The sequence below is a fragment of the Hassallia byssoidea VB512170 genome, from assembly GCF_000817785.2.
Lineage (GTDB): Bacteria > Cyanobacteriota > Cyanobacteriia > Cyanobacteriales > Nostocaceae > Hassallia > Hassallia carrinoi.
Genome location: NZ_JTCM02000020.1, coordinates 1 through 13,865, shown reverse-complemented (window position 1 = coordinate 13,865; position 13,865 = coordinate 1). Strand labels below are relative to the sequence as shown.

General features: G+C 41.8%; 11 protein-coding genes. 3 read left to right on the top strand and 8 right to left on the bottom strand.

The window, feature by feature from the left end:
* Together PI95_RS11695 and PI95_RS11690 are read right to left on the bottom strand one after the other, a co-directional pair.
* Positions 1–2,109, bottom strand: a complete 2,109-nt coding sequence (locus PI95_RS11695; RefSeq protein ID WP_052324878.1) for a dynamin family protein — start codon at positions 2,107–2,109, stop codon at positions 1–3.
* A gap of 244 nt (positions 2,110–2,353) precedes the next feature.
* Positions 2,354–4,570 carry a lytic transglycosylase domain-containing protein gene (locus PI95_RS11690; protein ID WP_039743152.1) on the bottom strand — a complete coding sequence of 739 codons (2,217 nt, stop codon included), beginning with the start codon at positions 4,568–4,570 and terminating at the stop codon, positions 2,354–2,356.
* Between the two features lie 321 nt (positions 4,571–4,891).
* On the opposite strand from PI95_RS11690, the gene PI95_RS11685 reads away from it, so the two are divergent.
* Positions 4,892–5,662 carry a slipin family protein gene (locus tag PI95_RS11685; protein ID WP_039743155.1) on the top strand — a complete coding sequence of 257 codons (771 nt, stop codon included), beginning with the start codon at positions 4,892–4,894 and terminating at the stop codon, positions 5,660–5,662.
* A gap of 161 nt (positions 5,663–5,823) precedes the next feature.
* On the opposite strand, the gene PI95_RS11680 is transcribed toward PI95_RS11685, so the two are convergent.
* Positions 5,824–7,074, bottom strand: a complete 1,251-nt coding sequence (locus PI95_RS11680) for an FAD-dependent hydroxylase (protein WP_039744048.1) — start codon at positions 7,072–7,074, stop codon at positions 5,824–5,826.
* 106 nt (positions 7,075–7,180) lie between these two features.
* Positions 7,181–7,936 carry a YebC/PmpR family DNA-binding transcriptional regulator gene (locus tag PI95_RS11675; protein WP_039743157.1) on the bottom strand — a complete coding sequence of 252 codons (756 nt, stop codon included), beginning with the start codon at positions 7,934–7,936 and terminating at the stop codon, positions 7,181–7,183.
* A gap of 164 nt (positions 7,937–8,100) precedes the next feature.
* Between PI95_RS11675 and PI95_RS11670 the strand changes: the two genes are divergently transcribed.
* Together PI95_RS11670 and PI95_RS11665 are read left to right on the top strand one after the other, a co-directional pair.
* The gene (locus PI95_RS11670; RefSeq protein WP_373695701.1) at positions 8,101–9,375 is read left to right on the top strand and encodes an ABC transporter substrate-binding protein; all 1,275 of its coding nucleotides are present in this window, start codon (positions 8,101–8,103) and stop codon (positions 9,373–9,375) included.
* Positions 9,376–9,422: 47 nt separating this feature from the next.
* A complete protein-coding gene (locus tag PI95_RS11665; protein WP_039743158.1) occupies positions 9,423–10,280 on the top strand; it encodes a nucleotidyltransferase domain-containing protein in 858 nt (285 codons plus the stop codon).
* A gap of 75 nt (positions 10,281–10,355) precedes the next feature.
* On the opposite strand, the gene PI95_RS11660 is transcribed toward PI95_RS11665, so the two are convergent.
* The 4 genes from PI95_RS11660 to PI95_RS11645 form a co-directional block, all read right to left on the bottom strand.
* Entirely contained in the window at positions 10,356–10,997 is a 642-nt protein-coding gene (locus PI95_RS11660) for a Uma2 family endonuclease (RefSeq protein WP_039743161.1), read from the bottom strand.
* A 99-nt stretch (positions 10,998–11,096) separates the two neighbouring features.
* Positions 11,097–11,696, bottom strand: coding sequence for a hypothetical protein (locus tag PI95_RS11655; RefSeq protein WP_039743162.1), 600 nt, complete (start codon positions 11,694–11,696; stop codon positions 11,097–11,099).
* A 45-nt stretch (positions 11,697–11,741) separates the two neighbouring features.
* Positions 11,742–12,767, bottom strand: a complete 1,026-nt coding sequence (locus PI95_RS11650; protein ID WP_039743164.1) for a glucokinase — start codon at positions 12,765–12,767, stop codon at positions 11,742–11,744.
* 167 nt (positions 12,768–12,934) lie between these two features.
* Positions 12,935–13,582, bottom strand: a complete 648-nt coding sequence (locus PI95_RS11645; protein WP_039743166.1) for a histidine phosphatase family protein — start codon at positions 13,580–13,582, stop codon at positions 12,935–12,937.
* Positions 13,583–13,865 lie beyond the last annotated feature (283 nt).

The window sequence follows — 13,865 nt, the reverse complement described above, 5'->3', positions numbered from 1 at the left end:
TTAGGGCAATAGCACCCGTGAAATTTCTTTTTTCAAGGTATAAGCTTGAGAAATTATTGGCGTCCACTGGTTTTCAGGTTGCTCTTTATTACCATTGAAGGCAATTTTATAGGCAGCTTGCCAAGCAATTTTTTCCTCTTGGATATCTTCACTCAATTGGTTATATAGTTGTTGGAAACGATTTGCTAAACGTTTAAAATACTCATCAATAGAACGGTCAAGACTATGTTCTAGCTCTTGATTAAGTAACTTTCGCTGCTCCTGCAATTTTTCCTTAATAACTCGCTCACCGACGACCCATACTGTTGTACTTACAGCTACTCCAATTGCTCCACCAAAAACGCAGCCACATATTGTGGCAGCACTGCCTCCAAGTCGTGTGAGAAATTGATATTTTTCGATTTCAGTCAGCGACACCTCTTGTAAATCTAAATCGATTTTCACTGTCTCTAAAGTGTCAATATCTTCTGAATTTATACGAGTCGAGAACTGTTTCAATACTTCATTTTGTAGCCACTCAAAATCTAGAGCCAAAGCTTTTAAAACATCGCTTTCTAATTGTCGGCTCAATCTGAAAAGCTCACGCCGTAACCGAAATGGTAAATCTTCTTCCCACCAAGTTTTAGGGTCTTGCGTTCTTTTGAGTTCTAGAGAAAGATTTTCTAATAACTCTGCTTTGGCTTGGAGAACTTTTTGCTGTAGCACCTTGGTACGCTGTATGCGTTTTTGATCCAAATTCAGGCGAATTCGTTCCCAGTCAATTTGGGCGTTTTGTATTTCCTCATTTACCTTCATTAAAGCGCTCTCTTTCTCTGTTGCATCCATCGCAGCAGTAGAGATTGCTAATTCTCCAACTTGGATTAGATGTGAAAGATAATCTGTTATTTGACCTGCAATTTTACGGCTACGCCATATTCGGCGATCGCCTTTTGCTACCATTGACTCAATCTCAGCTTTTACTGCTGCAAATACTTCAGTTTCTGAATTACTATCACTGACAGGATAGAGCGGCAAAACAGGAATTGTTGAGGAAATTTTTGCTATGCGCTTACGAATACTATTAAATACCTCTGACCTTTCCTCTTCAGGAATAGTGTCAAGTTTGGAAACAGCAACCAAAATCCTGGGAATATGGCGACCCATCACTTCCTGTTCTAAAAAGGTTGCTTCTGTCATACTGAAAGGTAATGTAGCACTGACAACTAAGACAGATGCATCACACTGGCTCAACAGGTCGAGTGCAAGAGCAGCACGACGACCGCTTAAGTCTCCTACTCCAGGTGTGTCAATTAATTCAACGTCAAGTGCTTGTAACCAGGGATGGGCTAATGTTAAACGTACTTGACCAATCACCTCTTGTTCGCTACCATCTCGATCAATAGCTGTTAAGTCTCTCCAAGATAGTGCTTCCATTGGACGAGTCTCCCATCCATTTTTGGAAGATTGAACTTCCATACGGTCTTCTGACCCTGCAACAATTGAGGTCAAGGTCGCTGTAGTTGGAAGATCGCCAACAGGTAAAATATCTGCATCTAATAAGCGGTTGAGTAAAGAACTTTTGCCACGACTGAACTCACCCACAAACGCTAGACGAAAACCTGGCAATTCCCACCGTGAGTTTAGTACTTTTAACTCAGTAGTAATGTCTTCACAACCAGAGGAATTTGATAATACCAAACACTCATCAAGCCAGAGGCGAATCCACTCAGTCAAGTCATGAGAATGTTCTAAAGGCAGAGGCGATGGTATTTGCGTTTCGATAGTATTTGTATCTGCTACAGATTTAGAGATACTATCATCCATATTTTCTACCTTCAATAAACGATCGCTGACAGCTTCTACTACAATCTGAATTGTCTCTGCAACCGCAGTATTTATTGCGTCGTCAACATCATCATTATCAGCTTCTTGCAATGAAGAACCTGGAGACTTAAAATCTTTATAAGACCCTGATGGCTCAGTATAATTTTGAACTGATTCAGCACTAGTTTCTAGCTCATCGCTATTTAGTTCTGTCCAATTACTATCTATTTCAGTCTCATTTTGAGATAATTCAGCTTCCAAATAAAACCAATCATCAAAATAATTTGAAAAAGGATTATCAATCATACAAATTTTAGTTTGAGATATGTACTTATTGCTAAAGTCCTTTGACTACATCCCGATAGCTTTTAATAAGGCAAAATTACTTGAGTTAATTCTTGTAACTCAGTTGTGGATATATTGGATATATGCAGTACATCCATCGTCTGATTAAGCAATACTTAATCATTCACAAGCATCAAACATAATTTCGGACAAGAAAGAAAAATTTCCTCCTTGTCCTTTTTATCCCCCCACTCCCCCCCATCCCCTACTTCGGCAATTCCGGATGTGCGGTTGAGTATTTTCTAACTGTGGCAGAAACTTCGGGGTTGTAAAGTCTCAAATAATTCCAGTAGTTGCCAAAGACTTGACGCACGTAATTTTTGGTTTCGTCAAAGGGAATTGCTTCGACAAATTCATCTGGATCGTCTTTTGGTAAAGTTTGCAGCCATTTGCTGACGTTACCAGGACCTGCATTGTAAGAAGCGATCGCTAACAGTGAGTTATCTTGATATTGCTCATGGGTGTGATCCAAATACCAAGTACCATACATAATGTTGTCACTGGGATTTTCCAAATCAATTTTTTGACTATCCATCTTGATTTGTGGTGCAATCCATTTGGCTGTACTCGGTAAAACTTGCATCAACCCAGTAGCACCAGCAGTAGATTTAACTTTTGGCTGAAACTGAGACTCTTGACGCATCACAGCAGTCACCAGCAAAGGATTCATTTTTTGCTGTTGCGACCACTTCTCAACTTCGTTGAGATAAGGAAAGGGATAACGAGCTTGCCAGTAGGTAATCTGTTGTTTGAGAGTATGATACTGAGCTTTTTCTTCTGGTGTTTCTCGGTCTTCTAATTTAGAAATTTTGTCAATTCCTATTTTATTTTCTCCTTGTGCCAGCCGCATCAAACCTTCAGTAAATTGTTCTGCTACCGTTGGTTGCATTTTATTCACAAATTCTGTTTGCCATTGCAACCAGGCGTCACGGTCTTGACCTAACAGATATAATTCTTTGAAGGTTTCCGAACCTGCGGGAGGTACTGGACGCTGGGGTGAAGCTACTTCCGGGTTTAAGGATCGGACATTGTTAAAGTTGCCGACATTTAGCCCCAAAATTGCTGCCGATCGCCATGCATAATAAGAGTAAGGATACTGAGCGATCGCATACTCATACGCAGCTTTGGCTTCTTGCTGTTTGCCTAGTAAAGTAGCCCATTTACCTACCCAAAAGCCTGCTCTTGGTGCCAAAATGCTATCTGGGTTGCTGGTAGTAATTGGTTCTGCCCATTGCCATGCGGCTTTATAATCTTTTGCTTTGGCTTTATCTAGAGCCATTTTCCAACGATATTCTGCCGCTTCTTCGGAATTGGCATACTTAGTTATCAGTAATTGCCGCGCTGCCTCTGCTGCTTTTTTATCGCTGTTGTCGAGAATTTTCGCTTTTTCTATGAGTGCAGCACCAGCTTTATCTGGAAATTTAGCAATTACTTGGTCAAGATATGGTAAGGCATCTTTAGATGATTGTACCATTTCTGCTTGACGCATCAAAGCAGTACCGGTTTCTGTCGCTTCGGGAAATTGCTGTATCAGTTGCTGGTAAATAGCTTGCGCTTGCTCTTTTTGTCCGCGTACTTGCAATCCCCGTGCAGTACGGTAGAGGTTGCGCGGTGTTTTAGCTGCTTTAGCATAAGCTGCCGCTGCTTTGGCAAATTCGTTGTTTTCCCAGTAAGCTGTACCGATTATTTCCCACTCTTCTGGTTTGAGGGAACTTTCCGCTTCTACTTGTGTGGGATCTTTAGAGTTACTAACTAACTGATCCAACACGCTAATTATTCCTGGTTGGTCAAAAGTATATTTTGCCAGAATTAATTGTAATTTGGGCTGATTGGGATTTTCATCTAACCGCTTGCGAATAATGTCCCAGGTTAGCGGATGAGAAGGAAATTGAGCGATCGCTGCTTCTTGAGTGTCCGGTTGGGCAATCAGATACAAAGCTTTGACTGTAGCAGCTTGTTTGGGATACTGCTTCAGCACTTTTCGCCTAATATCTGAGGCATTACCGTCTTTACCTAATAAATCCTGTGCCTGTGCTTGTTTGAGCAAAACATAGGGTGCTAGTTGTGGATAATCATTTTCCAGTCCTTCGAGTAACGATAGCGCTTTTTTCGCCTCTTTGCTTTCAATTAAATCACTTGCCAAAAGATAACGAGCGCGATTTCTATCCGGCGAATTTGAGTCTTTGGCGATCGCCTCTAGTTTTGTGGCTCGTTGTTGTGGCAATTGTGACACCAGCGGTAGCACCACTGATTTGGCTTTGCTTGCTTCAGATATCTTCCCAGGTGGACTTTTGGACAGTTTTATCCATTGTCCCACAGATTTTCCGATCTCCGGAGCACTAACCATAGCGCCAGCTAAAAAGGCACACAGTCCTGCACCCGCAATTAAAGAAAGTTGTCTTTTCTGTAACTTCTTCAGCATTGATACCCGCTGAAAATTTCAGATGAATTTCTTGAAACTTTAGCACTACTAGCGGACAGAATCACCAATTCTTAATTTTTTTAGACTTTTGATTTGTCTAGGTAACTTGTATGTTATCTTAATCAGATTTATTCAGCTATCAGCGATACAGGATGGATATTTTGGTTAATTTCTCTAGTTATTTAGGGGAGATTTAATTTAGCCTTAAGGTTTTGGTTACGAAGTGCGATCGGCATTTTCGCCCACTACTCACACAACTGCTGTCAGTACATCTATCAAAGGTATAGAATAGAGCTATTTAGATATTAGTTAGGTGACAAAATGGGACCACTTACAGGTACATTTTTTGCTTTTTTAATATTTCTTGCCGCAGCCGGATTCAAGCTAGACCGAGAATATCAACGCGGTGTTATTTTTCGCCTGGGAAGAATAAACGGAGTTCGCGGACCCGGATTATATTGGATTTTACCAGTCATTGACCAAAAAGCCCAAATCGATATTCGCACTAAAACCGTGAATATTGAACCTCAAGAAACGGTGACGGCAGATAGCGTCACAATTAAAGTAAATGCGGTTCTTTATTACCGAATTCTTGACCCATCCAAAGCGATTAATAAAGTAGAAAATTACGAGTTTGCTGTTTATCAAACTGCTCTTACTACTTTACGTAACGTTGTGGGTCAAAATATCTTAGATGATGTTTTACAAAATCGCGACAAAATTAACACCAAAGTACAAGAAATCGTTGATGAAATAACTGAACCGTGGGGAATCGTCATTGAACGGGTAGAAATGAAAGATGTGGAAATTCCCCCAGCAATGCAACGCGCAATGGCAAAAGAAGCCGAAGCAATTCGCGAAAAACGCGCTCGCATAATTAAAGCTGCCGCAGAACAAGAAGCCTCAATTAAGTTATCTGAAGCTTCCAAAGCGATTATGCAAAATCCCGCAGCTTTAGAATTACGAAGATTGCAAATGCTAACAGAAATAGGTGCAGAAAATAACACAACCACTTTGGTAATGATGCCTTCAGATTTTATGAATTTGGCGAGAAATTTGTCAGATTCTATAGAAAGAGGGACTAGGGACTAGGGGAGAGGGGGAGTGGGGAGTAGGGAGTGGGGAGTGGTGAGTGGTGAGTGGTGAGTGGTGAGTGGGAAATGGTGATTGCTAAGAAAATTCCCTACTCCCTACTGCCTACTCTCTACTCCCTACTCCCTACTCCCCACTCCCTACTCCCCACTCCCTAATCCCTAAATGCGTCGCGCTAATTCTGGAGTACGTCCTTTCATTCCAATCATCAACTTGAGAGCGAATATTTTTAGTAGAGGTACTTTCTGCAAAGTCAATAAACCGAAGCGACGAACTAAAACTATGGGTAAGAAGTTGTTAGAAAACACTCGATCTAACAAATCGGTGAAACCTAAAATTGTCAGGTTTTCTCGCTGACGCCAGTTTTGATAGCGTTTGAGGATGCGAATGTCGCCGATATCTTTATTTGTTGCTTTCGCTTCTTGTAATATCTGCGCTAAAGCTGCTGCATCGCGAATGCCGAGATTTAAACCTTGTCCACCGACGGGATGGCAATTATGCGCCGCATCACCAATTAATGCTAATCTGGGGAGAACATAGCGCGAACTTTGCATGAGTTGCACTTGAAAAACAAAGCGCGAGCCTAATAATTCTAATTTACCCATCTGATTGCCATAACGCCGACTTAATTCTTTTAAAAATTGCTCGTCATCTAAGGCACACAAAGCTTTGGCTTCTTCGTGGGGTGCTGTCCAGACAATTCTACAGCGGTTCCCCGGTAAAGGTAAAATCGCAAACGGACCGCTAGACCAAAATCTTTCATAAGCGGTGTCATTATGAGATTTTTCGGGCTTGACAAATGCGACAATACATGACTGCCAATATTTCCAGCCATGAGTTTTGATTTTTGCGGCTTCGCGAATAGGCGATCGCGCTCCATCAGCCGCAACTAATAATTTACTACGTATTGTCCGCAATTCTCCAGCAATTTTGATATCTATCGCGACTATATCTTGCTGGTATTGACTGTTTACCACTTCCGCCGGACAAAGGTAAGTCACATTCGGGCATTCTTTGACAAACTCTTGCAATGGCTGCAATAGTGCTTGATGGTCTGCCACATAACCCAAATCTGAAGTTCCGATATCGGTTGTGGAAAATTCTACCACATTGGGGTAATCGGCATCAGAAAGGCGAACACGGCGATAAGTAGCGATTTGCGGCAATATTTTCTCCCAAATACCAATTCCTTGGTAAATTAGCGCTGAAAGCATGTGAACCGCGTAAGCTTGTCCTTTTGCTACTGCTGCTGATTCCACTCTCGCTTCAATTAGCAGTACACTCAAACCGGAATCTTTCAACGCAGCGGCTAGGGTTAAGCCTATTATACCGCCGCCAACAATCGCTAAATCATATTCATATCCCCGCTTTTGCGTCGGTGTTTGGGTTGGGGTAATTTGAGTCAGTGCCATAGATGATTGAAAAATTAAATAAACGATAAGATTATTCATCTTTCTTCATTTTGACAATAACAGCTAGCGCAATCAAGTCGTGTTTGCTTGACTACTTATATGTAAACTAAGTCATACTGGCAGCCATGAGTTGTTCATTCATGTCAAAGTTAGCGGTGACATTTTGGACATCATCCAAGCCTTCTAGAGTATCAATTAATTTGAGAAGCGATCGCGCTTGATCTGGCTCGGTAACTTCTACACTATTACTAGGAATCCAGCGCAATTCTAAATCCGTTACTGAAAAGCCTTTTGCTTTCAACGTTTGGCTGAGGTTTTCTAAATTTGCAATTTCGGTAAACACCTCCGCTATCTCATCGGAGGTCTCATAAGACTCGGCATCAGCTTCGAGAGATGCTTCTAAAAGCTGTTCTTCATCAACTACATTTTGCACCACACACACGCCTTTTTGTTGAAACATCCAGCTAACGCAACCTGTTTCACCCAAATTCCCGCCATTTTTACTAAAAGCTGCGCGTAAGTCTGCGGCGGTGCGGTTACGATTATCTGTGAGGGCTTCAATTAGGATTGCGACACCAGAAGGACCGTAACCTTCGTAACGAATTTCTTCTAAACTGGTGTTATCTCCGCCAAAAGTACCTGCACCTTTGGCGATCGCTCGTTCTATGTTTTCATTAGGTATACCCGCTGCTTTCGCTTTTTCAATCGCTGTGCGAAGTTGAAAATTTAAAGCTGGATCTGGTACACCGCTTCTGGCTGCAATTATAATCGCTCGTGACACCTGAGTGAACGTTTTACCCCTTTTTGCGTCCACTACCGCTTTCTGGCGTTTAATATTTGCCCATTTACTATGTCCTGCCATAATTTAAACTTGTTAATACGCTCACAAGAATGCATAAATATTATTTTGTCTCACGCAGAGAGAAGTTTGAGCGGAGGTTTCCTCCGATCAAAGCTTCGGTGGGCGCAGAGGCGCAAAGAAGATTAAGAGAAGCACTAGTCCCTAGTCCCCAGTCCCTAATCCCTATTTTGCTAATTTTACTCGTAGCGGTTCTCAGTTTAACCGGATGTCAAGCAACTTCTGGAAACCTGACTCAGGAGAAAGTCGTTCATGTGACGCTATGGCAAGGAGTGAATCCACCCGCAAATCGAGATGTGTTGCTGCATCTGGTAGATAAGTTTAATCAAAGTCATTCTGATATTCAAGTCGATTCGCTTTATGTGGGACAACCAGATCAACAAATGCCGAAGATTTTGGCTGCTGTGGTGGGAAATGCCGCACCCGATTTGTTGTGGTATAGTCCGACAATTGCCGGTCAATTAGTTGAACTGGATGCGCTTTTACCTTTGGATGAGATGCTGGAAACTTCAGCGGTGAAGAAGGAAATTGACCCGGCTTTGTTTGCCACAATGGAACTCCAAAGCAAGATTTGGTCTGTGCCGTTTGCTACTAATAATATTGGCGTTTTTTATCGTCCGAGTTTGTTTAAGGAAGCGGGTATTACGGAGTTACCTCGGACTTGGGAGGAGTTACGGCAAGTTGCGAAGAAATTAACTGTTGATAAAAACGGTGATGGAAGGATAGACCAACATGGTATCTTTTTACCTTTAGGAAAAGGTGATTTTACGGTGTTTATTTGGTTGCCGTTTATGTGGAGTGGTGGGGGGGAATTGGTGGGTGGTGATTCACAGAATGCGGCGGCGATTGATTTGACGGAGAATTTTGGGGCGATCGCAGGTTTGCAATTTTGGCGTGATTTAATTAATGACGGTTCGGCGATATTAAGTAGTCCGGAACGCGGTTATGAAACAGACGCTTTACTTGCTGGTAAAGTGGCGATGCAATTCACTGGATGCTGGACTTTAGGGCAATTTCAGGCGGCTAATGTCGATTTTGGCGTTTTTCCTATCCCGGTTGGGGAACGCCCTGCTACGGGCATTGGCGGTGAAAATCTGTTTGTTTTTAAGACTACGCCAGAGCATGAAAAAGCGGCGTTTAAGTTTATTGAGTATGTTTTGAGTGAAGAGTTTCAGACAGAGTGGGCGATCGGAACTGGTTATTTGCCGGTGAATTTGAAGTCGCGTCAAAGTGCAAAATATCAGGAATTTGTCAAAGAACAAAAAGCAGTGAAGGTATTTTTGGATCAAGCGAAATATGGGCGATCGCGTCCGATTTTTTCTGGTTACAATCGAGTTTCCGAAAATTTAGGTCGAGCGTTAGAATCTGTGATGTTGGGTAAAAGTTCACCCCAAGAAGCGTTGAAAGCATCACAGCAACGCTTGGATGTGATTTTTAAGTAAGTCGGCGAGAAAAATTCAATGTATGTAAACAAATATAAAATCACTTTATGAATAAGGAATTGCCCCATTTCATCGATCGTATTGTTTGTAGTTTGCAATCAATTAAGGGAATTATAGCTATTACATTAGGAGGTTCACGGGCACGGGGCAACCATACTAACAAGTCAGATGTGGATTTGGGGATTTATTACAATCCGGAAAACCCACCTGATATAATTGCTTTAAATCGCCTCGCCTCTGAGCTTGATGATAACCATCGCCTAAATTTGGTTACTGCGATTGGAGAATGGGGAAAGTGGATTAACGGTGGCGCTTGGCTAAAGGTAGAAGGTGTAGCTGTAGATTTTCTCTATCGCGATTTGGCGAAGGTCAATCGTGTGATTGATGATTGCCATGCCGGACAAATTACTATTGATTATCAACCAGGACATCCTCACGGCTTTGTATCTTCGATTTATATGGGGGAAGTTGCTATTTGTCAGCCACTTTACGATCCTGATGGTGTTTTAGAAGCTTTGAAGGCAAAAACAGAGCTTTATCCAGTTCAACTGAAACAAGCAACTATTAATACTTTTGCCTGGGAAATAAGTTTCTCGCTGTTTGTTGCAAAAAAGGCGATCGCACGCGATGATGTTGTTTACGCAGCAGGTTGTTGTTTCCGCAGTGTAGCGTGTATTAATCAGGTATTATTCGCACTCAATGAAGATTACCTGTTGAATGAAAAGGGTGCTGTGGCAGTTGCGAATACGTTTGCTATTTGCCCTTCTAACTATCAACAACGGGTTGAGCGAGCGTTTGCACTTTTAGCTGCCGATGCAAAATCAATAACTGAGGCGATCGCGATTCTTGAGACAATTGAGGATGATTTGAGCCAATGGTATGGAAATCGGCGATTAGCGATGTAATTTTTTCACAAAACAAGTGTATTGTCGCTGAATTATGATAACTTATATCTTGTATGGATAAACCAAAAATCAGCATTATTTTTGAAATTCAGTTAATAACCAAGTACCAACTTGAGATTGATTCATCTGACGAGTACGCCGCAAAGCATCATTTAATAGGGAAATTTCTAATCCAGGTAATACCAGAGATTGCGTAATTCGTCTACTACCATTATTTTCGATAGCAAAAGCAATAATTTGGACATTTTGCACATCGAGAATCCAATATTCTGCTACTCCTAAATCCTCATACAACAGTCGTTTTTCACCTTTATCGTCAGCAAGGGAAGTATTAGCAACTTCTATTACTAAAGTTGGCGCAGGATATATATCTAAGCTAATAATTGAAGTTCCGTAAGGAATGACATCAGCGTTTTCACCAATGTAGTAAGATACATCAGGTTGAGCCTCCTTTAAGCCTGTTTTTCGGTAGGTGCAGTTATCTTTGCCATTTAAAGCAATGCCTTTAATGCTGGCAAACAAATTAACAGCAAATATGATAACAGTGTGGTCGCTAGCGTGGTCATTACCGAGTGGTGCCATCTCAATCCTCATTTGTCCATTGTGGTAGTAGCCTTTGGCTTTTTCGTAAGCCGGATTTTCAATTGCTTGAATATATTCATCCCAAGTGGCTGTAACCCAAATATCAGTCGGTAATTTTGTTTGTAGTTCGCTCATAAGTTACCTCTGCTGATTAATTTATAATTTTAATTTACAAGCGATCGCATATTGTAGAGACGTTCCGACGGAACGTCTCTACGACGGTTGCAATTTTTCTCACTTTTGCAATACAACATTAAAGGAATTTAAATACCCCGTAATGCTTTTTGCTAAATACTTTTGCTGTCTTTTAGTTGTAATCACCATTACTTGATACAAGCGTCCCTCAGCGAAATACATTCTATTTCTCGTGATTTTGCCACCAGAATTTACATACTCAATTTCTTTGCCTGGATGACCGTTAGAACTACGAATATCTCGCGCTGCAATTAAATTACTTTGCGTAGTTTTTAAAGCCATTTCCTGTGCATTATTGAGGATTTCTTGAGGATTGGTCATTTGACCATAACTGTGAGGAAAGTCATTAAAAGCAACTACATAAGCTACTTCCTGCTTTGGGGGTTGTCCGAGAAAGACTTCTAAATTAATTTCTCCCATGAATGTTTTTTGAGTTTGGGTAACTCTTTTGGGCATTCCTGGCATTAAAACGGTAAATCGTCCGTCTGGTGCGGTGAATAATTTCCATTGCGATGCCTGAGATTCGCTTGTTTGGGCTTGCGAAACCGCAACTTTAGGTTGACGCGCTTCAACTACCGTATATGTACTGCTGACAAAAGTTGCGGCAGCGATTAATGGCAAGAAAACTTTAATTGTCATAGTTTTTGCTTTTGCAGATGCTAATACTACTTATGCTGCTAGCTGTTATAACCCAACTGCGTGCAAAGCAGCACCGATTAGTCCCACATGTTGATTAAGAACAATATGCACCGGTATATCTTCGAGGAGGCTTCGCATTCTGCCTTTTTGGGTGAAAGTCAACAAAAACCTACCATCTTGGAGTAAGGGGAGAATTTTGGTAGCAATACCGCCAGCAACGTATAAACCGCCATAGGGTAAGAGTTTCAGGGCAAGATTACCAGCTTCTGCGCCGTAAGCTTCGACAAATATTTGCATAGTTTGTTCCGACAAGCGATCGCTTGCTTGAAGTGCTGCATTACCAATCGCTGCCCCAGGATCGACACTTTTCTCTTGCTGTCCTGCTTCTTGTTCCCAAGTTCTGATAACTTCGGCGATTTCTGGTGATTCGCGGTGTATTTTGCGATCGCGCAAAAATTGATAAATTGCTACAATACCTTGACCAGAAACGACTCTTTCCACCGAAACGCGCTGGATATCGTGTTTAATCAGCAAGTGTTTTAAAAGCTGAAACTCTAACTCAGTACGAGGGGCAAAATCAGCATGTCCACCTTCTGAAGGAAAGACTTGATATTTGTCTTGCTGCTTCATTAAAAAACCTTGTCCCAAACCAGTACCGGCACCAATAATCGCAATCGGTGCCGTCGGTTGAAATTTGCCAACTTGCAAAGTGTGCAAGTCTTGTTTATTTAAACCCAGAATGCCATAGCCAACCGCCGCAAAGTCATTGATGAGAGAAATATGAGCGATATCTAGTTCTTGTTCTAAACGTTGGATATCCAAGAACCAAGCTAAATTGGTCAACTTGGCAGTATTCTTGACCACAGGACCTGCGATCGCAAAACAAGCCTTTTCTGGTGTCGATGTGTTAGCTTTTGCCAAAAACTGCTTTACCATCGGCACCAAATCAGGAAAATCAGCACTGCGATAACGTTCCTCAGAAATAGTATGCAATTGCTTTGAATCCGATGCTTCCACCAGTCGCAAAATCGTTTTTGTCCCGCCGATGTCCCCTGCTAATAATAATGTCATAGCGATTTTAGATTGATTGGTAATTGCTAATTGCTAATTGCTAATTGCTAATTGGGCATTAGGAATTGGTAATTGGTAATTGGTAATTGGTAATAATTCTTTTCTTCAAATCCCCATTCCCCATTCCCCATTCCCCATTCCCCATTCCCCATTCCCCATTCCCCAATTTAATTAAACCTGATTACTTCTTCTATCTCACTTAAATGAGAGGTATCTCCTTTTAGCTCTAATAACCATTTTGGTTCTTCACGCACCACTTTTACCAATGAACACAGCGAAGCTTTCACCTCTGTTTGGGCAATCTCACCGACTAAACCCATTGCCGCACCCAATACAGATGCGCCATGTGCCACAAGTAAGATATGCTCTGGAAGGAATTCACAAGACAAGCATCTGGCAGTTTGTCCTGAACGCGATCGCACTTGTTCGCGAGTTTCCGGATAGTTGGCAGCAATGCGCGGAGTGTAGCTAATATCAATTCTGGGGAATAATTCTGCTAGCAGTCGAGTAGGTAGTTTTACTGGTTCTTCTGTCATCCAAGCTGGATTCAGCCACTCACTCAAACCCGTTTCTAATTTAATCGGCAAATCGAGAACTTCTGCAACTGCGTTTGCCGTTTGGACGGTTCGCAAAAAGGGAGAAGCGAAAATATGTTTAATTTTTTCGTGCTTCAGTCGTTTAGCTAGCTGCTGTGCCTGCACCATACCGTCATCAGACAACGGTGGATCGTAACGTCGTTCAGCGGTGAGAAACCAATCAGGGTTTACAAAGTCAAGACGGTTGGCATGTCTTGCAATCCAGACAATTTGAGTCATGCGGCAATATCGAGCTGAAAATAATTCGCGACTATATAAATAAGGTACGTATGTACGGACTTTTAATTTAATATATTTTCGTGGTCAGGCGGATGTGTAACGCGAATTATAGCGGTCAAGAGTTTTGTACAATACATTATGCCGCTTTGTAGGGACAATTCATGAATTGTCCCTACAAATACACTGTATAGCTGGGGACTGGGGACTGGGGACTGGGGACTGGGTGAAAAGCCTTTTTGTGTCTAGGTTTTATCATCTGTTGATGTCCGGCAGCACCAAGGCT